18 protein-coding genes are annotated in these 20,949 nt (G+C 38.0%); 6 read left to right on the top strand and 12 right to left on the bottom strand.

The annotated features are described in order from the left end of the window. Window positions 1-9: 9 nt before the first annotated feature. The 4 genes from IEV17_RS05735 to IEV17_RS05720 all read right to left on the bottom strand — a co-directional run bounded on the left by IEV17_RS05735 (window position 10) and on the right by IEV17_RS05720 (window position 4,059). Entirely contained in the window at window positions 10-1,176 is a 1,167-nt protein-coding gene (locus IEV17_RS05735) for an ATP phosphoribosyltransferase regulatory subunit (RefSeq protein WP_004661352.1), read from the bottom strand. A gap of 198 nt (window positions 1,177-1,374) precedes the next feature. Continuing rightward, the gene (locus tag IEV17_RS05730) at window positions 1,375-2,412 is read right to left on the bottom strand and encodes a carboxypeptidase-like regulatory domain-containing protein (RefSeq protein ID WP_004661349.1); all 1,038 of its coding nucleotides are present in this window, start codon (window positions 2,410-2,412) and stop codon (window positions 1,375-1,377) included. 267 nt (window positions 2,413-2,679) lie between these two features. Next, window positions 2,680-2,994, bottom strand: coding sequence for a hypothetical protein (locus IEV17_RS05725; protein ID WP_004661347.1), 315 nt, complete (start codon window positions 2,992-2,994; stop codon window positions 2,680-2,682). A 39-nt stretch (window positions 2,995-3,033) separates the two neighbouring features. Further along, window positions 3,034-4,059, bottom strand: a complete 1,026-nt coding sequence (locus tag IEV17_RS05720) for a type I glyceraldehyde-3-phosphate dehydrogenase (RefSeq protein ID WP_004661344.1) — start codon at window positions 4,057-4,059, stop codon at window positions 3,034-3,036. 254 nt (window positions 4,060-4,313) lie between these two features. Here IEV17_RS05720 and alaS point away from each other — a divergent pair, with 254 nt between their 5' ends. The 3 genes from alaS (at window position 4,314) to csrA (ending at window position 8,855) form a co-directional block, all read left to right on the top strand. After that, the gene (gene alaS, locus IEV17_RS05715; protein ID WP_171062406.1) at window positions 4,314-7,004 is read left to right on the top strand and encodes an alanine--tRNA ligase; all 2,691 of its coding nucleotides are present in this window, start codon (window positions 4,314-4,316) and stop codon (window positions 7,002-7,004) included. A 66-nt stretch (window positions 7,005-7,070) separates the two neighbouring features. Next, window positions 7,071-8,351: an aspartate kinase gene (locus IEV17_RS05710; protein ID WP_004661340.1), complete on the top strand. Its 1,281-nt coding sequence runs from the start codon at window positions 7,071-7,073 to the stop codon at window positions 8,349-8,351. A gap of 240 nt (window positions 8,352-8,591) precedes the next feature. Next, on the top strand, window positions 8,592-8,855 hold the full coding sequence (gene csrA, locus IEV17_RS05705; protein WP_004661337.1) for a carbon storage regulator CsrA: 264 nt from the start codon (window positions 8,592-8,594) through the stop codon (window positions 8,853-8,855). A gap of 78 nt (window positions 8,856-8,933) precedes the next feature. Here the strand turns inward: csrA and rnhB are convergent, their stop codons facing one another. The 3 genes from rnhB to IEV17_RS05690 all read right to left on the bottom strand — a co-directional run bounded on the left by rnhB (window position 8,934) and on the right by IEV17_RS05690 (window position 10,446). Continuing rightward, the gene (gene rnhB / locus IEV17_RS05700; RefSeq protein WP_004661335.1) at window positions 8,934-9,500 is read right to left on the bottom strand and encodes a ribonuclease HII; all 567 of its coding nucleotides are present in this window, start codon (window positions 9,498-9,500) and stop codon (window positions 8,934-8,936) included. Between the two features lie 60 nt (window positions 9,501-9,560). Then, window positions 9,561-9,926 carry a hypothetical protein gene (locus IEV17_RS05695; protein WP_004661333.1) on the bottom strand — a complete coding sequence of 122 codons (366 nt, stop codon included), beginning with the start codon at window positions 9,924-9,926 and terminating at the stop codon, window positions 9,561-9,563. A gap of 145 nt (window positions 9,927-10,071) precedes the next feature. Continuing rightward, window positions 10,072-10,446, bottom strand: a complete 375-nt coding sequence (locus tag IEV17_RS05690) for a hypothetical protein (RefSeq protein ID WP_004661331.1) — start codon at window positions 10,444-10,446, stop codon at window positions 10,072-10,074. A 215-nt stretch (window positions 10,447-10,661) separates the two neighbouring features. On the opposite strand from IEV17_RS05690, the gene IEV17_RS05685 reads away from it, so the two are divergent. Continuing rightward, a complete protein-coding gene (locus IEV17_RS05685; RefSeq protein WP_004661330.1) occupies window positions 10,662-11,216 on the top strand; it encodes a cytochrome b in 555 nt (184 codons plus the stop codon). A gap of 44 nt (window positions 11,217-11,260) precedes the next feature. Here the strand turns inward: IEV17_RS05685 and IEV17_RS05680 are convergent, their stop codons facing one another. The 4 genes from IEV17_RS05680 to IEV17_RS05665 form a co-directional block, all read right to left on the bottom strand. Further along, entirely contained in the window at window positions 11,261-12,259 is a 999-nt protein-coding gene (locus IEV17_RS05680; RefSeq protein WP_004661329.1) for an adenosine deaminase, read from the bottom strand. An 81-nt stretch (window positions 12,260-12,340) separates the two neighbouring features. Then, entirely contained in the window at window positions 12,341-13,660 is a 1,320-nt protein-coding gene (locus IEV17_RS05675; protein WP_004661328.1) for an NCS2 family permease, read from the bottom strand. Between the two features lie 330 nt (window positions 13,661-13,990). Continuing rightward, on the bottom strand, window positions 13,991-14,188 hold the full coding sequence (locus IEV17_RS05670; protein WP_004661327.1) for a hypothetical protein: 198 nt from the start codon (window positions 14,186-14,188) through the stop codon (window positions 13,991-13,993). Window positions 14,189-14,521: 333 nt separating this feature from the next. Further along, window positions 14,522-16,726, bottom strand: coding sequence for a TonB-dependent receptor (locus tag IEV17_RS05665; protein ID WP_004661325.1), 2,205 nt, complete (start codon window positions 16,724-16,726; stop codon window positions 14,522-14,524). Window positions 16,727-17,010: 284 nt separating this feature from the next. On the opposite strand from IEV17_RS05665, the gene IEV17_RS05660 reads away from it, so the two are divergent. Both IEV17_RS05660 and IEV17_RS05655 read left to right on the top strand, forming a co-directional pair. After that, the gene (locus IEV17_RS05660; protein WP_004661324.1) at window positions 17,011-19,074 is read left to right on the top strand and encodes a TonB-dependent receptor plug domain-containing protein; all 2,064 of its coding nucleotides are present in this window, start codon (window positions 17,011-17,013) and stop codon (window positions 19,072-19,074) included. Window positions 19,075-19,238: 164 nt separating this feature from the next. Beyond that, complete coding sequence (locus tag IEV17_RS05655) at window positions 19,239-19,460, top strand: DUF6500 family protein (protein ID WP_004661322.1); 222 nt, start codon at window positions 19,239-19,241, stop codon at window positions 19,458-19,460. 9 nt (window positions 19,461-19,469) lie between these two features. Here the strand turns inward: IEV17_RS05655 and IEV17_RS05650 are convergent, their stop codons facing one another. Further along, window positions 19,470-20,942: a sulfite reductase subunit alpha gene (locus IEV17_RS05650; protein ID WP_004661321.1), complete on the bottom strand. Its 1,473-nt coding sequence runs from the start codon at window positions 20,940-20,942 to the stop codon at window positions 19,470-19,472. Window positions 20,943-20,949 lie beyond the last annotated feature (7 nt).

The raw sequence follows: 20,949 nt of genomic DNA, 5'->3' as shown, positions 1-20,949 counted from the left end.
ACTTAGCAATTAAATTTTTTCAATTACCCATTGCCCATTTTGCGACACCATTTGATGCGTCGCATAAGGTACAGAGCTTAAATCATCATTACCTAACAATTGCACTACACTTAAACCTTGAGTACGTGCATCAGCAATTGCATTCAATAAATCTTGTTGATTGCCTTTAGGAGCGACCACTGTTTCAATTTCAGCAAATTGCGTAGCGCCTAAAGCATATAAATCACAACTAAAACCTGTTGCTGGACGAGCACGACCAAAGTGCTCACCAATACCATCATAACGCCCACCCTGAGCAAGTGGCGCAGCGCGATTAGGCGCATAAATGGCATACATCAAACCCGTATGATAGTGGTAACTACGCAGTTCAATGACATCTATACCAATATCAAGGCTAGACCAGCGAGATCTTATTTCTGCAAAAGTTGTTCTCAATGCATCAAACGCATTTTTAAAATCAACATCATTTAAAACATCTGGACTTAAATGTGCTTGCAAAGCTTCTAGATCGCTCGCATAACGACCTAGAGCATAAAAATCAGTACCCATTGGCAAGTCTTGAGTAAATTCTTCTAATTCTGGTAAAGCCTTACGCTGATATAAATCAGACAGCTGATTTTCAGTATTTTTATTTAAACCAGCGCGCTTAACCAGACTACGGAATAAACCAACATGACCTAAGTCTAAGTGAACACCTTGTAAACTATCTGTTTTTTTCAATAAACCAAGCATAACATCAATCATTTCGACATCAGCTTCGATGCTGTCATGACCATATAGCTCCGCACCCAACTGGAGTGGAGCACGTGTTGCATTGAAGTTTTGCGGTTTTGTATGAAGGACTGTACCTGCATAGCAATAACGAGCTACACCTTCAATTGGTCGAACATGCGCATCAATACGTGCAACTTGCGGTGTCATATCCGCTCGGACACCAAGCAAACGACCAGAAAGTTGATCAATAACTTTAAATGTAACCAAATCTAAATCTTGATTTGATTCTGAAAGTGAAGATAACGATTCGATGTATTCAATAAATGGTGTATATACCAATTGATAACCGCGAACTGCAAGAAAATCTAACGCTTGTCTACGCAAAGCTTCAACAACTTGCGCTTGTTCGGGCAATACATCTGCTACCCCATCAGGGAGCAACCATGTCTCTGAAATGGTCATGTTCAAACCTAAAATCTGTTCAATGTGGAGGCATCCACACAAAAAGCAACCACATAAAAAAATCGGGTGAATGCCCGATTCAGCGTAGTGTAGCACGAAGATTTATATGATGCACCTGAGAATTTTAGGAAATTGAGTCTTTTAAACATAGGTATCTAGTGTGGATACCTATGAAAATACCAAAGATTTTAGAGTTAGTTATGCTGCACTGTATTCATATTTAACATCGTAAGTAACGCTATATCCATTCGCATTTACTGTCGCATTGATATTTCCTACAGATCCATTAAAGCTACAACTATTAATCTTGAATTGACCTTGTGGTAATTGCGCAGTTACATCATTAGAACCACAGAATTCAGATTGATTAGTAGGTTTTGGTACATTATTTATCGTTACAGATGCACCTTGCCCCATTACTGAAGTTGTCACTTTTAAATTATAATTTCCTGAAGGGATATTTGGATTATTACTTAGATCAACAACAATATTTAAACCAGTCGTATTGACACTATAGTTCCATTCAAACGGTTGACCATTAACGACATACTGCACATTACAAGTATATGTGCTACCAATACCCGTACAGACACTATTTAAACCATTAATTTTAACTTGATCTAAAACTTTATCTAAGCCTGTTGAATTTGCAGTAAATGCCGTTTTAAAAATATTCGGATAACCCGTTGTTGCACTAAAGCCATTTGCTTCAAACACTGTTTTTAAATTCGCAACAACTTCTTTAGCCGATTGTTCAATCGCAGTATTGATTTCTTCTATTGTACTATCTTTAACTAATGTCGCCCAATGGTTATAAATATCTGCTAATGAATTATAATCGCGATTTTCAGGTTTTTGATTAATTGCCAAAATCGCTTGGCTCGTCAATTGCGTGACATTGACATTACCAGCCCCACCCGCATAAGAATATAAAGTCACATCACCCTTTGTTGCTTTTAATAGATATGGTGCACCTTTTTCAACATCAATACTAAACTTGCCATCCATCCCCACAACAACGGATTTTTTTACACCATTTTTATTAACGACTTCCAAATTAGCTCCAGCCAAAGCTGCCCCTGTTGCAACAGTCCCTGTCAATTTTTCAGTCGTTGTTTGCTGTTGCCCACCATTATTGTTATTTGAACTATTATCATCATTACAACCTGTGACCATTACAATCGCACTAAATAAGGCTGAGCAGATTGCTATACGTTTTAAAACTATTTTTTTCATTATCAATTATCCTTATGTGTTTAGTGATCAATGCTTTGTGAAGCACGATTTATAATAAGCAACAGCCAAAACACACTTCAAGTTAGTTTTCAGTCAAAATAATAATTAAAAAATATTTAACCATCTAACAAAAATTAATCATTGTTTTGCATAAATTTTACAATTCCATATAGAGTCTTTACTTATTTTAAATTTGTATCAAAATATTTTTAAAAACAAATATTTAATTAAAAACAATTGTCAATTCCCCATTTGAGGAATACTCATTCATGACACATTCTTCCCACCTTTAACCACAATTTCCAAAACATTCACCAACTCAACATTTTGTTTTTCTAATGCAGCAATATTAGCAACAGTCCTATCTAAAACTTCTTGTTGTACATGCATTTTCTTAGCGAGATCCTGCATAATTTCCAAACTCTTTTTTAGATGCAACTCTAAATGCGCTACTTTTTCTTCTAATTGCGCAACATAAATATCTTGGCTTTGTACAGTTGACGTTTTAAACTGAAACCAAAATAAAAAAGCAACAGCCACCAATAAAACAATCAAGAAACCCCAAATCAACATCAATGTCATAATTTCATCCCCAAATTTTCTTTTTAATATATGATCTGTTTAATTACAAAAAGATTCACACAAATCAAGTAGTCGATTCGCATATCCCCATTCATTATCATACCATGCAAACACTTTAGCTTGATGACCCACCACAATGGTTTGAGTTAAATCGACGATTAAAGAATAGGGTGAATGATTAAAATCACTTGAAACCAAATCTTCATCTGTCACTTGCATGATCTGCGCATAATCATATTGAGCTGCTTTACTCAAAACCTCATTGACTTTGTGTACTGTAATAGGTGAATGCGAAACAAAAGTTAAATCAATTGCTGCGACATTAATGGTCGGTACACGAATTGAATAGCCAGCAATTCGACCTTCCATTTTTGGCATGACTTGTTTTAATGCCCCTAATGCACTCGATGTGGTTGGAATAATATTCTGTCCTGAAGCTCGCGCACGACGTAAATCTCGATGTGCATGGTCTAATACCGATTGATCTGCTGTGACTGCATGGATTTCTGTCATTAAAGCGGTATCAATCCCGAAAGCATCATCAATGATTTTGACCAACGGAACCAAGGCCTGAGTAGTGCAAGATACACTCGAAATAATTTGATCAGTTACTTTCACATCATTGTGATTAACACCATAGACAATTGCTGCATCGACCGAATCAAAAGGTGCAGCCCCAATAATCACGCGCTTTGCCCCTGCTTCGACATGCCGAGTCGCATCAGCACGTGAACGGAATAGACCTGTACATTCCAATACAACATCTATTTTTAAATCTGCCCAAAGGAGTAATTCAGGTTGAGCCTGTTTAAATACCTGTAATTTTAATTGTCGTTGATGGGACTGAATATTTAAAAATATCTGTTCATTTTCAATCTGAATTTCAACTTGACCTGCAAAACGTCCATGAGTGGTATCGTATTTAAACAGATGTACCAAAGTCTGCACATCGGCAATGTCGTTGATAGCAACGATATCAAATTGAAATTGTTTTGGACTCTCAAACCATGCACGTAATACATTTCGACCAATTCGACCAAATCCATTGATAGCGATACGTTGCATGCAGAGCCCTTTCATCAAAACATCATCTTTTCTATGCTATATGGTAAAACATGAACAGCGCTATTGAATATAGATTTTTAGCTTAAACACAGTTTTATATGATATTGCTTGTAAAATCGTTGGTTGGGATCATATTTTCCGTTATAATTTAGCACTTTTAAAATCTATGTCATGCAATAGGTTCGATTGTAGAACTTAAAAACAACGTGTTCTGTTGCATATAGCCAAATTCAAAATTATGGAGTGTCTTGGTTGTGAGTACTCGTTTTATGACATCCGCTGAAATCCGTGAAGCATTTTTGCGTTACTTCGAATCGCAAGGGCATACACGTGTTGCTTCGAGTTCTCTCGTTCCTGCCAACGACCCAACTTTACTGTTTACCAATGCTGGTATGAACCAGTTTAAAGATTGTTTCTTAGGTTTAGAAAAGCGTGATTATGTTCGTGCTGTTTCATCTCAAAAATGTGTACGTGCAGGCGGCAAACACAATGACCTCGACAATGTAGGTTATACCGCACGTCATCACACTTTTTTCGAAATGTTAGGTAACTTTTCTTTCGGTGATTATTTTAAAGAAAATGCACTGAAATTTGCTTGGGAATTTTTAACCAGCGAACAGTGGTTAGGCTTACCGAAAGATCGTTTATATGTCACGGTTTATCATACCGATGATGAAGCATTTGATATCTGGAACAAAGAAATCGGAATCGATGCTGAACGTATCATTCGTATTGGCGATAACAAAGGTGGCAAATACGCGTCTGATAACTTCTGGGCAATGGGCGATACAGGTCCTTGTGGTCCATGTTCTGAAATCTTCTATGATCATGGCGATCATATTTGGGGTGGTTTACCAGGCTCACCTGAGGAAGATGGCGACCGTTTCATCGAAATCTGGAACAATGTATTCATGCAGTTCAACCGTACTGCGGATGGTATAATGCACCCTCTTCCAGCACCTTCTGTAGATACAGGTATGGGCTTGGAGCGTATTTCTGCGGTTCTGCAACATGTAAATTCAAACTACGAAATTGACCTGTTCCAGCACTTATTAAAAGCAGCCGCTGAAATCATTGGTTTAGACACCACTGCAATTGAAGCTGAAGCGAAAGCTCAGAATAAACCAGTTGAATACCCAGCTTCTTTAAAAGTCATTGCAGATCATGCACGTTCATGCTCATTCTTGATTGCTGACGGTGTTAATCCTTCAAATGAAGGTCGTGGTTATGTGTTGCGTCGTATCATTCGTCGTGCAGTGCGTCACGGCAACAAACTGGGTGCGACTGGTTCATTCTTCTACAAGATGTTGCAACCTTTGATTGAAGTCATGGGTGAAGCATATCCTGAACTTGCAGCACAGCAGGCACGCATTGAAGCGCAACTGCTGAAAGAAGAAGAGCAATTTGCTAAAACACTTGAACAAGGCCTGAAATTACTTGAAGGTGAATTGGCTCAGCTAAAAGGCAATGTGATTGCTGGTGAAACTGTATTTAAACTTTATGATACATATGGTTTCCCAACAGATTTAACCGCTGATATTGCACGTGAGCGTGATCTTACGATTGATGAAGCTGGTTTTGAAGTTGAAATGGCTGCACAACGTCAACGCGCACGTGATGCAGGTAAATTTGCAGTTGACTATAACAGCATTGTTAAAGTTGAAGGCGAAACTCAATTTGATGGTTATGATGCAACTCAAGGTCAAGGTCAAATTGTTGCGATCTATAAAGATGGCGTTCAAGTTGATGAAATCAACGAAGGTGACGAAGCACTGATCGTATTGAACCAAACCCCTTTCTATGCAGAAAGCGGTGGTCAGATTGGCGATACAGGTATTTTCAAAAACGATACCGGTATCTTTGAAGTACAAGATACTAAAAAATCTGGTGGTGCTTTTGTACACCAAGGTATCGTCACTATGGGTAGCCTCAAAGCAACTCAAAATGTTGAAGCGACGGTTAAAGCAGATATTCGTGCAGCAACAGCACGCAACCACTCTGCAACTCACATTCTACACGCAGCTTTACGTCAAATTTTGGGTGAACATGTTCAACAGAAAGGTTCTTTGGTTGCGAGTGATATTTTACGTTTTGACTTTGCCAATGACCAACCTGTTTCATTTGAACAATTGCAACAGATTGAGCGTTTAGTTAATGCTGAAGTGATTGCCAATACAGCAGTAAGCACTGAATTACTTGATATTGAATCAGCGAAAGCCAAAGGCGCAATGATGCTGTTCGGTGAAAAGTATGGTGAAGAAGTTCGCGTACTGTCTATGGGTTCTGTGATTGAAGAGAAAAACTTCTCTATCGAGCTTTGTGGTGGTATTCATGTTAAGCGCACTGGTGATATTGGTTTATTCAAAATCACTTCTGAAGGTGGTGTAGCAGCTGGTGTTCGCCGTATTGAAGCTGTAACAGGTATAAAAGCACTTGAAGTTGTTCAAAAAGCTGAAGCTGATATCCAGACGATCAATGCTTTATTGAAAGCGCAAAAAGATCAAACTGTAGAAAAAGTTGAATCAATTGTTGAAACAGCATCAAGTCTGCAAAAGCAAATTGAACAATTGAATCAAAAATTAGCCAGCTTCCAAGCAGCTGATTTATTAGATCAAGTCAAAGAAATTGCTTGTCGTCAAACGCTTATCACATCAGTAAAAGGTTTAGATGCCAAATCATTACGCAATCTTCATGACAGCGTAAAATCAAAATTGGAAGATGCAGTCATTATTTTAGCTGGTGTTGATGGTGATAAAGTGAGTTTAATCGCCTCCGTCGCTAAACAATATGCTGCAACTCTAAAAGCAGGTGACATCATCAAACATTTAGCTCAAGAGCTTGGTGGCAAAGGTGGTGGTAAACCTGACTTAGCACAAGGTGGCGCGCCACTTAACGAGAAGTTTGATCAAGTAATCGCAGCATTACCTGCTTGGCTTGAGCAATAATAAAAACTTCACTTTTGTGTAACTGACCCTGATGCCTCTCAGGGTCATGGCTTATATGGAACAACTATGGCTTTAATCGTTCAAAAATATGGCGGTACCTCTATGGGTACTCCTGAGCGCATTTTAAATGTTGCTCATCGTGTCAAGCGTTGGCATGATCATGGTCACAAAGTGGTCGTGGTTGTATCGGCAATGAGTGGTGAAACCAACCGCTTACTTGCGCTTGCTAAAGCCATTACTAGCACCCCTAACCCACGTGAACTTGATCAAATGGTGTCTACGGGTGAACAAGTAACGATTTCCATGTTAGCTATGGCACTGAATTCAATTGGTGTAGAAGCTAAATCATACACTGGACGTCAAGTTGGTATTAAAACTGACAGCGCGTTTACCAAAGCGCGTATCGAATCTATTGATACCGATGTCATGACAGCTGATTTAGACGCTGGTCGTGTGATTGTTGTCGCAGGTTTCCAAGGCTTTGATGCTGAAGGAAATATTACAACATTAGGTCGTGGTGGTTCAGATACCTCTGGTGTAGCACTTGCAGCTGCATTAAAAGCAGACGAATGCCAAATTTACACTGATGTGGATGGTGTTTATACCACTGACCCTCGTGTAGCACCTAAAGCGAAAAAAGTTGACCGTATCTCTTTTGAAGAAATGCTTGAAATGGCATCTTTAGGTTCAAAAGTTTTACAAATTCGTTCGGTTGAATTCGCAGGCAAATATCAGGTTCCATTACGTGTATTATCAAGCTTTGATAATGACAATGACGGCGCATTTGATGAAGATTTCAAACAAAACGTAGGCACACTAATCACGACTGAGGCAGAAGACGACATGGAACAACCAATTATTGCAGGCATTGCATTTAACCGTGACGAAGCAAAATTAACGATTTTGGGTGTTCCAGATGAACCAGGCATTGCCTCTAAAATCTTATCACCGATTAGCGATGCCAACATTGAAGTGGATATGATTATCCAAAATGTTGAAGAAGATGGTACTACTGATTTTACCTTTACTGTAAATCGCAATGATCTTGCTAAAGCTAAAGCAATCTTGGATCAAACAGCAAGCAGCATTGAAGGCTGTGAAGTTGTCACTCGCGATGACATCGTAAAAGTGTCTATTGTTGGTGTAGGTATGCGCTCACATGCTGGTGTAGCAAGCAAAATGTTTACAGCTCTTGCAGATGAAAGCATTAATATTCTCATGATTTCTACTTCAGAAATTAAGATTTCTGTCATCATTGAAGAAAACTACTTAGAGCTTGCTGTACGTTGCCTACATACTGCTTTTGGTTTAGACCGTGAACATGGCGAAAGTAGTGCACGTGCTTAATTAATAGTAGAATAAACATATTTACTTTCAAGTAAATAGTAAAAAATACAGAGCCACTATAGTTTTTATTACAGTGGCTCTGTTATATTAAGTTATGAGGTTTTTCAGAAGAATTCGACAGAACTTACGAAAAAAAGCTGTTTTTTACATATTTCTGTTAGAATTTTCTGTATATTAAGGCTGTGCTTTCAAACAATGAATTCCCTGTCGCAAGTTTAAGCGTTTAGCAAGGAGATAAACATGCTGATTCTGACCCGTCGTGTCGGAGAAACATTAATGATTGGGGATCAAGTCAGTGTTACTGTGCTTGGCGTAAAAGGTAATCAGGTGCGTATTGGTGTAAATGCTCCAAAAGAAGTTTCCGTGCATCGTGAGGAAATTTACCAACGTATCCAACATGAACGTGCTATGCATGAGCATTTACAACATCTTGATCAAGATTATCAACTTTCTTTTGAAGAAGATAATAACGATTTCACTCGACATAATAACTTCAATCGTTAATGTACAGAATTCTTCTCTAACAATTAAAGCGACTAATCATTAGTCGCTTTAATTGTTTATGGAGACTCAATTATATATTTATAAACCCAGTGCTTTTTTTACTGGCGCATAACTACGACGATGCTGATCAATCACGCCATACGCTGCGATTGCTTCAAAATGTGCTTTGGTTGGATAGCCTTTATGTTTTGCAAAACCATAATTAGGATACTGCTGATCTAGTTCATGCATTTGACGGTCACGTGTTACTTTAGCCAAGATACTTGCTGCACTAATCTCCGCATGACTTGCATCCCCACCAACAATCGCTTCACACGATATTTCAATTCCTTTCGGAATTTGGTTGCCATCAACAATCACTTTTTCAGGCTGCATATTTAAAGCATCTACAGCACGACGCATAGCTAAAAAAGTTGCCTGTAAAATATTAATTTCGTCAATTTCTGCGTGAGAAGCTTCTGCAATTGACCAAGCTAAGGCCTTCTCTTGAATTTCTAAGAAAAGTTTTTCACGTTTCTTTTCAGTTAATTTTTTAGAATCATTTAAACCCTCAATCGGATTATTGGGATCTAAAATTACCGCAGCAGCAACAACTGAACCGACCAAAGGCCCACGCCCTGCCTCATCTACACCAGCAACAAACATGATATTACTCACAAAGATTAGCTGCTTCAAAGCAGCTAATTACAACTTATTTAAACTGTTCTATTTTATCACTTCTGATACGCAAGCGTTCATCGTTTTTGCTACAGCAACACCTGTTAATGCTGTTCTAGCTTTTGAATCAACTGCCGCTAAAGCAAGCTCTGATGGAGATAATACAGTAGGTGCATTTTTACCAACACATTTACAAATTTGCTTTTTCTTCTGTTGTTTTTGGCTCTTAGTCATTAATTTACTTGCAACTTTCCAAGCGGCGAAATCATCGATATCATAAGTACATTTGGTTTGTGCTGCAAATTGTATTGCTGACGTACCCATTTTCAATTTAGTTGGTTCAGCACTTTGTGCGTCAACACATGCCAATAAGGTAAAGAAAGATAAAATAATAGAAAATTTGTTCTTATTCATATAAAACCTATTCTAAATGTAAGTATTTTTATAATTTAATCATATAAATTTATTAACACGATCTCCAATTACAAGACTATATCAGTTTCATTTAAAAAAGCAGAACCAAGTCAAACTTAGCTCTGCTCAGCGTATTTCATGAGAATTATTTCTTCAACACTTCTGCAACACATGCATTCACTGTTTCCGAAACAACTTGATTCACAATCGTTGCACGCGCTGTAGGATCAATCGCAGCTGTGGCCAATTCAACAGTGGTTACACTATTTGGTGCTTTTTCACTAACACATCCACATACATTCGTTTGAATGTTTTCACGTTGCTCAGATGTCATTAAACGTGTCGCTGTTTTCCATGCTGGTAATGTATTGATCTCATTAATGCATTTTGCATTCACGGCAATTTTTAATGCAGCCATACCTAGCTGCTGAGATGTTGTTGCAGTGGAATTATTAGTATTTGGCGCAACACACCCATTTAAAGCAAATAACATAGGCACGATAAAGAATAATTTTTTCACGAACTCAAACCTGTATCCAAAATTTTAGCACGCGTATTGTGCCTAAAGGATCACTTGAAAGAAATGACTGTGTAGATTCTTTACATAATATAACAATCAAGTTGCATTTTACTTACTGTTCTACACGTAAAACGCTCTGTTACATATACGCTGTATATGAAGAAAAATGAGCTATTTAAAATCGTAAAACTCATACTCACCGCTAGGATGTTGCGATGTCAACCTCAGCACAATATTACACTCGCACAGCGCAAATTTTACATTGGCTGATGGCGGTTATTTTTATCACTGCTTGGCTGATCGGCTTTTATAGCGGTAATTTTCTCAGCTATGACGTTGATGGAAGCTTTAAAGGCAATGTTATTACACTACATAAAAATATAGCGACCACCATTATCTTTCTGGTTGTGATTCGAATTTTTTGGCGTTATACCCATCCAGTCCCTAAGCTACCAAACACCATGTCACCTATGATGAAGACTTTGGCTCATATCGGCCATTTCTTACTGTATCTCATGCTACTTGCGCTACCAATTACCGGTTGTTTATTTAGTTGGAGTGCTGGACATCCAGCCCCTGTTTTATATTTATTTGAAATTCCTCGCCTAGTTCAAGACAATCCTGACCTGCTTGAAATAGTGAAACCATTACACATTTATCTTTCTTGGTTTGCAGGGTTACTTATTGTTGGTCATGCTTTAGCAGCAATAAAACATCACATCATTGATAAAGATAATGTTTTATTGAGTATGTTGCGCCAATCTAAATAAATCCTGACACATAAAAAAAACCGCTTAACGCGGTTTTTTTACATTTAAATCTTTTTCACTTCTGCAATCCATTTCTGTTTTTCATCATCAGAAATAAAGGATGCCTCAAAAGAGTTAATTGCAAGTTGCTTAAGCTCATCATTCGATAAATCTAAAGCCTGCTGAATTGCTACAAAGTTATCATTCATATAACCACCGAAATATGAAGGATCATCCGAGTTTACAGTAACATGCACACCCTTTTGTAATAAACGGCGGATGTTATGCTCACCCATGTCATTGACAACACAAAGCTTTAAATTACTTAAAGGGCAAACTGTTAATGGCATTTTTTCTGCGATTAAACGCACCATTAGCTGCTCATCTTCTTCTGAGCGAACACCATGATCAATACGGTTTACTTTGAGTAAATCCAAAGCTTCCCAGATATATTCTGGTGGGCCTTCTTCACCTGCATGCGCCACAATCAAGAAACCAGCTTCACGTGCTTTGGCAAAAACACGTTCAAATTTCGAAGGAGGATGCCCTACTTCGCTTGAATCTAAACCAATTGCAATAATGTCATCTTTAAATGGCAAGGCTTGCTCAAGTGTTTCAAATGCTTTTTCTTCACTTAAATGACGCAAAAAGCACATGATTAATTGAGAACTAATCCCTAATTTTCCTTGAGCATCTTTACAAGCACGCTTTAAACCTGCCAGTACCGTTGCAAATTCAACCCCACGCTCAGTATGTGTTTGTGGGTCGAAGAACATCTCTGTATGCACTACACGATCTTCAGCACATTTCTCGAAATATGCCCAAGCCAGATCATAAAAATCTTGTTCATGCACCAGCACGTTCGCACCAGCATAATAGATATCAAGAAATGATTGAAGATTATGGAAGTTATAGGCTTGCTTTACTTCCTCAACTGATTGATAAGGAATCTGAATCTGATTACGCTGTGCAATTGCAAACATTAGTTCTGGTTCAAAAGTCCCTTCAATATGCACATGCAATTCGGCTTTGGGTAAAGCACGAATCAGCTCGACTTGATTCATATTAACTCCACGTCTAAATAAAAAAGGGTGTTGCCTGTTCGGTACACCCTCTAAAGGTTTTATCAATAACTTTTAAATGGCTTAACCACCAAATGCAATAAATTTAAATACCCACAGTGCAGCAATAATCCAAACCATGTAAGGAACTGTTTTTGCTTTGCCTGTAAATAATTTTACTAATGCATAACTAATAAAGCCCATTGCAATACCATCTGCAATTGAATACGTAAATGGCATAAATACAATCGTTAAAAATGCAGGCACTGCTTCTGTAATATCATCCCAATCAATATGTGTGATTCCTTGAATCATCAACACACCGATAAATAATAATGCAGGAGCTGTTGCAAAACTTGGAACAGATTGAGCTAACGGTGCCAAGAATAAGCAGCCAATAAATAAGAATGCAACGACAACGGCAGTCAAACCCGTACGACCACCCGCAGCAACACCCGATGCAGATTCAATATAAGGCGTAGTTGAAGAAGTACCTAATGCTGCTCCAGCAACAATTGCTGTTGAATCAGCGAATAGTGCTTTCTTCAAACGAGGTAACTTACCATCTTGTAGTAAACCTGCACGGTGTGATACACCAACTAAAGTCCCTGTACTATCAAATAAATCGACAATAAAGAAGACAAAAATCACTCCAATCATACTTGCAGTAAATAGACCTTCAAAATCCATTTGCATAAAGGTGGGTGCAATCGATGGAATTTGTCCAACAACTCCTTTAAATTCATTTAAACCTAAAGCTGTCGCTATTCCAGTCACAGCAAGAATACTAATGATGATCGCACCACGAATTTTAAACTGGTGTAAAACGACAATCATTAAAAAGCCAAATAAAGCCAATAAAACTGTTGGTTGTTTGATATTTCCTAAACCCACTAAAGTGGCTGAGTTATCTACAATGATACCTGCATTTTTAAGCGCAATGAGAGCAAGAAATAAACCAATACCCCCGCCAATCGCAAATTTAAGCGACATAGGAATGGCATTGACAATCGCTTCACGAATTTTAAAAAAGCTGATTGCCAAAAAGATTAAACCTGAAACAAAAACAGCCGCAAGCGCCGTCTGCCAAGGTACACCCATGCCTAAACAGACCGAATAGGTAAAATACGCATTTAAGCCCATCCCCGGTGCAAGTGCGATTGGATAATTAGCAACAATCCCCATTACCAAGCAACCAATAGCAGCAGCTAAACAGGTTGCAACAAACACGGCACCATGATCCATTCCAGTTTCGGAAAGAATAAGTGGGTTTACAATAATGATGTAACACATTGTCAAAAATGTAGTTACACCCGCTAGAACTTCTGTTCTGAAGTTGGTTTTGTTCTCACTTAATTTAAATAAGCGTTCTAAAACACCAACCGAAGCATTAGGCGTTGTCATAACATAGCACCTGTTAAAATCTGAGATCTTAGGACTTGAAATCTATACTCTTGCATTTCAATCTTTTTTGAATTTGCGAAATGGCATACACAACGACAAAGCAATCTATATGCCAGCCGAATGCTTGTGACACCAACAAGATGTATAAATGTGACCCGCTATCAAAATGTAAAAAGCTGCATAACGAGATGCAGCTTTTTATTTAATGGTAAATATTTTAACAGATTCTAAGCAAAACTTGATGGCTTCAAATCAAAAAAAGCCTAGTGATCATACATCCAACAAAGACACATACACTGAATTGCAATAATTATTGTTTAATATCAATGACTATTGATTGTTCTTATACGATGACAAATGTGTATGCTTGGTATAATTAGGATTATTCTGGATCACATGCAAACTATGTTCCGCATCATTTACAATTTTCATGAGCTCTTGGCGTCTTTTATCTTGGGCATCTACATATGCAGCGTAACCCAAAACGACAATCGAACAAACAACAAGCAATGGAAGGAATATCTTCATTATTATTATCTCTATTGTATGCTTTTCTTGAATATTAACAAAAATAAACAAAAACGAGAACTAGTTAACATTAAATAATCACAAATTAAAAATAAGTCACAATTATATGATTATTTATGAATTAATTTTGTACATTTTTCATCCAAATAAATCTTAAATTATTTATATTCTTAATGCAATTGCATTTTATATAATTCAATAAGATAGCTTGAAATTTAAGCATTTTTTATAACATTTGGTAAAATTAAAGATGGATTATTATCAAAAAATCAAATAAAAAAGCATCTTTAGTTTAACTAAAGATGCTTTTACTCATATGCGATTTAAACAAGTTTAAAACTGATAATTCAATCGAACTAGAACATTACGTGGCGTTCCAGGCATTGACTCTGAGCGCCAATAGTCTTTATTGGTTAGGTTATTTACAGCAATCGTGACATTCCATGGATCAGCACTATAGCCAATTGCAGCATCTAAACGCGTGAATCCTTGAAAATCGATAGGCGTATTATCTAAATTGCCATTTGAATATATCTTCGCATCACCAACGTAAGTTGCGCCAATTTCACCATAGATCTTCTCGACTGGTAAATAGCGTATAAATAAGTTTCCAGTATGGCGTGGAGTATTATTGAGTACTTTACCAACATTGGCAGCTTTATTGTCTTTAGAAATCTCTGTATCCATATAGCTATAGCCTCCCCGTACAAACAAGTTATCTAAAGCACGTCCAATAAAGCTAAACTCTACCCCTTTAGACTGATGCTGTCCTCCCACAACCCATTCTTCTGGTTTGTTTACTGAATCAGGCTGGTAACGAATATTATTTTTACGGATATCATAAATAGAAAGCTGAGTATTTAAACGATCATCAAGCCAATCACTTTTTACCCCAATTTCGTATTGTTCGTTATATTGTGGTTTCGCATCAAAAGCATTTAACTTGCTATCTCCTGAGACCACATTAACACTGACACGCCCACCAAAAGGTGCGAAGCTTTTGCTATAGGAAGCATAAAAACTTTGGCTCTCTATCGGTTGCCAAATAAAACCAACATTCGGACTGAAGCTTTCGCCATCGATACTACGATGATAGTCTAGAGCATCACTAGCCTTCAGACGATTGGTTGTTTCAGATCGAAAATAATCATAGCGACCACCTAACATCACTTTAAAATAATCATTAAAACTAATGAGGTCTTGAACAAATAAACCATAAGCTTCATTTTGGTTATAGTTGTGAGTTCTAATTGTTAAATCACCTGTACCTCGAGAACTACTACGTTCTCCTGTAATTGGATTAACATAGCCATATATAGCTGAGCCATTTTTATTCTGATTCGCTAAAAGTGGTTCTCGCTGCTCATATGTCCAATCAGCACCAATCAATACATTATGTTTTAACCGTCCTGTATCAAATTCTCCACGTATATCAAAAGTGTTACTGGTGGTTTTGTTATTGGTTTGCTGCCAATAATAAATCTGCGAAATTTCACCGACATGTCCTTTACATGAACCCGCATTTGAAATCACTGTATTTTCAGTAGTGCAAAGCCCTCCCAAATAGAAATGATCAAAGTTTTGTTGAGCCTCTCGGTAGCTCACAGCCCAGTGAAAATTCCATTTTGGCGCAAACTCATAATTCAAATCAGAACGAGCAACTTGTAAAACATCATTTACGTAGTCACCCTCTTGCGCAAAACCTGTTTTGATTGAAGTTCCCTGTGGTAGTGCAGAAAATGATGGACCACGATCAGGCACACGATGTAGTTTGTCGTAGGTATATTGCATCGTCCACGTTAGACCATCATCATTTTTATAAGTAAAGCTTGGCGAGAGCATTTCAATTTTATTTTCGATCCCAGAACGAAAACTATTTGACTCTCCATATTCACCAGTCAAACGTACAGCTAGATTATCTGTAAGCACTTGGTTTAAATCAGCTGTCGTACCGTAATTGTCATAAGAGCCTGTATAAAGACCAACTGAACTTTTGGAATCAAAGTTGGCAAATTTACTCACCATATTGATCACCCCACCGCCTGAACTACGTCCGTAAAGAACAGATGCTGGACCCTTCAATATTTCAATACGCTCAATATTTGCAGTACTACGGCGAACTTGACCACTTTCACGCACACCATCACGATAAATATCGCCTGTATCCGCATTAAATCCGCGCAAGTTGATGCCATCTCCACGCATGTCATAGTTCGTTGATACCCCAGGTGTTCCCTGTAACATCACACTTAAATCATTTGCACCATAGATTTTATATTTCTGAACATCAATCGTATCAATCGTTTGAGGAATATCTTTTTTCTTTAGCCCATTCCGAGTCACACTGGCTTGTTCATAATCAATATAGCTTTTAATTGGATCAAGCTCGCTCATTGCTTCAATTTTAATCGTTGGCATAACCGCAGTCTGAGTATTGTTCTCGTTGGCAAATAGGTACTGCGCTTGTAAGAGCATTAAGCTTAATGCACTAAATCTAAAAATAGGCTTGTGAGAGAGCGTAACATATCGAGATGTCATAAGAATTCCAAACAAAAAATCAGACAAATATTAAGAAAAACTTAAAATATAAAAAACAATACAATATTAATGAAAATAATTCTTATTTTCACCATATTTTACATAAATTCTTTATCTCAGCTTATTTAGCAGTCAATTTTTATAAAATAATGCTCTTTAATAGAGCATAACTGATTAAAAAATATTTTTTAAATCTGAGGCTTATTTAAGCTAAATTCCATTTTTCTACACAATTTTACATTAGGCTACACACAAAATAATTTGATCTTTTTTGGGGTACTTGAATGAAATATCCACTCTATTCTGGGAAATTGAGTGTACTTAGCTCGGCATTACTGAGTATCAGCACTTCAGTTTTCGCCGCTGATAGCAACATAACAACACCTACAGAAGCGGCAACGCAGGTTTTACCTACCCTATCGTTTAAAGCATCAGCAGAGCCACAAAAACCAAAAGATGATGATATAAGTGCTGTACCTAAAACCATAATCACCCGTGATGAAATGCTACAGTACGGCGATCAATCCGTCATGGATGCATTGCGTAGAGCTGCTGGATTTCAACTTCCGACACCAGGACAAGGTCCACGCGGTGGTGGTGGCGCTTCTGGAATGCGTTTCCGTGGCGGAGCTGGTCCGACATTCCTTATCAATGGTGAACCTGTGCAAGGTGGACCACGTGGCGGGATGTCTATTATTGACACGATTACCCCTGAAATGATTGAACGAATTGAAGTCGTAAAGCAGCCAAGTGTTGCTCAAGCGTCTGTTGCGTCATCAGCTGTTATCAATATTATTTTGAAAGAACCTCTCGATAGTCGTATCAGTGGCTCGATAAAAGTAGGTTATGGTAAGTATGAGGATTCTGAGAAACAATCAAAGAGCGAACAAAAAATCAGCCTACAAGCTGATGGTCGTGAAAATCAATGGTCATATAGTGTTTCTGCAAATCAAATGTGGGTTGATAACACATCCCTAACCAAAACAGAAACATCAGCGGGTACACGTGAACAATCGCGCACGGTCAATCGAAGCATGCAAATGTTTTCACCTCGCTTGCAATACGATCTCGATGATCAACAAAAATTGATTGCCGAATTATTCTATCGCAACATCAAAATGGATGGTTATTCAGCCAATCAAACGCAAGATGATAAGAATGATAGCATTCGTTTAAATACACGTTATGAACGAAAAGACAAAGACTTAAGCGATAAGATTCGACTATCAGTTGAACGTCAAACCGAAACTCAACTCACCCGCTCACCTCAAAATAACATTTATACAGATGAAACCATTCATGAATATGGTCTCGCTTATGATGGGATGCGTAAATTAGATCCGACTCGTCAAATCAAATTTGGTGTTGATACACGGAGTAGTAATTTAGACAGTAATGTGAGCAATAGTTTAGATGAGCAACGTTATGCTTTATATGCTGAGGGAAGCTGGCGTTTCACAGATCGACAAACGATTACGTTGGGCGCGCGCCAAGAATGGTTAAATCGCTCTGGTCTAGTTGATTATCAGGACCAACATCTTAGCCCTGTACTTGCTTATCGTTTTGATCTAACCGAACAATGGTCGATTCAAACCAACCTGAGCCAAGCATTTAACAGCCCAAAAACTGATCGTCTAATCCCAAACGTAACTGTTTCTACAGATAGCGATGCTGGTTCATTGAATAATCCTGATCGCGGCGGTAATCCTGACTTAAAACCAGAGAAAACAAGTGCTGTAGAGTCAACTCTGGCATATGACTCAGCGAATGGTGGTATGAGTTTAACTGCATATCATCGCGAAATTAAAGATTACATCGAAAGGGTGATTGCGCTTGAAGGTTCACGTTATGTTGAACGTCCACAAAACCAAAATCAAGCAACGACCTATGGTGTTGAATTGTCTGGACGTTATGCGCTGAAACAAACGGATGCAGGTCATTCATTTATGCTGAATGGGCAAATATCAACGATTCGTGCAAAAGTTGAAGATGAACAACACAATGAGCGTTTAGTCCGCGATGTTGCCCCATACAATGCAAGTGCAGGTTTATCTTATAACTTTAAGCCTTGGCAGCTTTCTACCAGTATGAATCTAAGTTATACGCCTGAGTTTACGCGTGGCTTAGATGGTCAGCCTTATGATCGAACAACCAATCAACGTTTTGGATTAGACCTCAGTGCAACCAAACGTTTCACTGGTGGCTGGGCAGCAAGTTTAAATCTCAACAATCTACTCAGTACAGATTATAAAGAACGACTGACCAATCAATCTGACGGTAGTTTATATCAAGCAAGAACAAATCAAGGTATGGCGAGTTTCCAATTCTCTGTTGAGAAAAAGTTCTAACTTTTCTGCCTAGACTAAGTTGATTCATGATTAACAAAAGCCAGCTATGAAAATAGCTGGTTTTTTAGATTTCAAAATAGATATTAAAAATCTAACTATGAGAATTTTCGATATTGGGAATGCTATGATCTGCATATTATTTTCTTTAATGAATAAAGGATAATATGAGAGCCGAACTCAAAGCCAAAATCCTACAGGTCTGCGATGAAAAAATTGCAAAAAAAGGCAGTAACGTCGGACTTTCTTTTTATGCTTTCTTTGCCAATAAAAATGATGATCCTGAATGCTTAATGGAAGCTGCCCATTGGTGGATCATTGAACATCAACTTGATCATTTTGAAAAAGCTGACAAGATTAAAGCACTGGTCTTAGCCCAATCTGATTAATCCAAAGATTTAATACACATCACGTTGATAACGCTGTTGCTGCTTAAGCAGTTCTACCTGTTCATGTCCTAGAATCTCTTTTAGAACTTGATCCACTCCGCTCGCCATGCCTTGTAAACTACCACAGACATATATCGCTGCGCCTTGTGCAATCCATGCTTGTAATTTAACTGATTGTTTTCTTAGACAATCTTGAACATAGACTTTTTCAGCTTGATCACGTGAAAAAGCATAATCCACATGCTCCAGAAAACCATGCTGCTGCCAATAGCGAATTTCTGTTTGATATAAATGATCAAACTGCTGCTGTCTTTCACCAAAAATTAGCCAATTATTTTTATATCCCCAATGCTCACGTTGGCGTAAATGTGCAACTAGACCTGCGATTCCCGTACCATTGCCAATTAAAATCAGTGGTCGTTCATCATGAACTAAGTGGAAACTTGGATTATGACGTATATTGGCTTGCAGCAATTGGTCTTGCTCCAACCCCACCGTCAACCAACCTGAGCCTAGTCCTAAACCTGATACAGTCTGTTGCTGTCTCACCACCAATTCGATTAAACCGTTTTCAGGTAAGCTTGCAATCGAATACTCACGCTGAGCTAAGGATTCAAATTGTGTAATCCATTCAGCAAATGAAAGTGATGCACGAGGAGGTAATTTTCTTAAATTTAAGCAGCGCAGTTGAGGAATGAAATCCACTGCATCTTCTTGCTGTTGCGCTACTAAAAAATTCTGAATATCAGTCGTATTATTTTCACATTGAATTTCTAAAATATCGCCTGATGACCAAACTAAATCTTGTTCAGAAATCAATTGGATTTTATAAATTGCTTCCCCAATACTGCCTTTATTCAGGCATTGGCGATGAGCAAACTTTAATTCTATACGCTCTTTTTCAATGGATAGCGCAGAAAATTGAATGGTGGTTAACTGCTCCAAGCCAAGCAACCATTGTTCTAAATCACGACTATTAAGTTGATCAACACAGACCGTCGGAAATAGAGCTTGAGCTTGCTGCTTCAATAACCATTGTTCTAGTGTTTTCCCAAACTGACAAAAATTCGAGTAACGTTGATCACCCAATCCAAGCACTGCAAATGATAAATGCGATAAATCTAAAGATTGGGACAATATTTTATGCACAAATGGCTGGGCAGCATCAGGTGCATCCCCTTCGCCATAGGTACTCACCACCCATAAAATACGTTGATGTTGCATTAAATCAGCAATACTCAGTTCTTGAATATTTCGAATTGCAGTGTGATGATCAATTAAACGCAATTGTTCGGCGGTGTGATTTGCCCAAGATTCAGCATGACCCGATTGACTTGCATACACCACCAAATAAGCAGGATGATCTTGCTTGGCTTTTTGCTTCACATGACGTTGTTGCCATAACAACCAAACGATGATAAAGAGATGTAGACTCAATAATATTGCCAATATCACAATAATCGTCAGTACAGCTTGAGTCATCCTTTCA

The sequence above is a fragment of the Acinetobacter modestus genome (assembly GCF_014636095.1).
In the GTDB taxonomy this organism is placed as follows: domain Bacteria; phylum Pseudomonadota; class Gammaproteobacteria; order Pseudomonadales; family Moraxellaceae; genus Acinetobacter; species Acinetobacter modestus.
This window is presented reverse-complemented; position numbering and strand designations above follow the sequence as displayed.

Coding starts and splice junctions, on each gene's coding strand:
- IEV17_RS05680 (WP_004661329.1), bottom strand. CDS start 12,259: ATGAATCAAGTCGAGCTGATTCGTGCTTTACCCAAAGCCGAATTGCAT.
- IEV17_RS05675 (WP_004661328.1), bottom strand. CDS start 13,660: ATGACAACGCCTAATGCTTCGGTTGGTGTTTTAGAACGCTTATTTAAA.
- IEV17_RS05695 (WP_004661333.1), bottom strand. CDS start 9,926: ATGAATAAGAACAAATTTTCTATTATTTTATCTTTCTTTACCTTATTG.
- IEV17_RS05670 (WP_004661327.1), bottom strand. CDS start 14,188: ATGAAGATATTCCTTCCATTGCTTGTTGTTTGTTCGATTGTCGTTTTG.
- IEV17_RS05710 (WP_004661340.1), top strand. CDS start 7,071: ATGGCTTTAATCGTTCAAAAATATGGCGGTACCTCTATGGGTACTCCT.
- IEV17_RS05735 (WP_004661352.1), bottom strand. CDS start 1,176: ATGACCATTTCAGAGACATGGTTGCTCCCTGATGGGGTAGCAGATGTA.
- IEV17_RS05725 (WP_004661347.1), bottom strand. CDS start 2,994: ATGACATTGATGTTGATTTGGGGTTTCTTGATTGTTTTATTGGTGGCT.
- IEV17_RS05650 (WP_004661321.1), bottom strand. CDS start 20,942: ATGACTCAAGCTGTACTGACGATTATTGTGATATTGGCAATATTATTG.
- IEV17_RS05730 (WP_004661349.1), bottom strand. CDS start 2,412: ATGAAAAAAATAGTTTTAAAACGTATAGCAATCTGCTCAGCCTTATTT.
- IEV17_RS05720 (WP_004661344.1), bottom strand. CDS start 4,059: ATGCAACGTATCGCTATCAATGGATTTGGTCGAATTGGTCGAAATGTA.
- IEV17_RS05655 (WP_004661322.1), top strand. CDS start 19,239: ATGAGAGCCGAACTCAAAGCCAAAATCCTACAGGTCTGCGATGAAAAA.
- IEV17_RS05665 (WP_004661325.1), bottom strand. CDS start 16,726: ATGACATCTCGATATGTTACGCTCTCTCACAAGCCTATTTTTAGATTT.
- IEV17_RS05685 (WP_004661330.1), top strand. CDS start 10,662: ATGTCAACCTCAGCACAATATTACACTCGCACAGCGCAAATTTTACAT.
- csrA (WP_004661337.1), top strand. CDS start 8,592: ATGCTGATTCTGACCCGTCGTGTCGGAGAAACATTAATGATTGGGGAT.
- IEV17_RS05660 (WP_004661324.1), top strand. CDS start 17,011: ATGAAATATCCACTCTATTCTGGGAAATTGAGTGTACTTAGCTCGGCA.
- rnhB (WP_004661335.1), bottom strand. CDS start 9,500: ATGTTTGTTGCTGGTGTAGATGAGGCAGGGCGTGGGCCTTTGGTCGGT.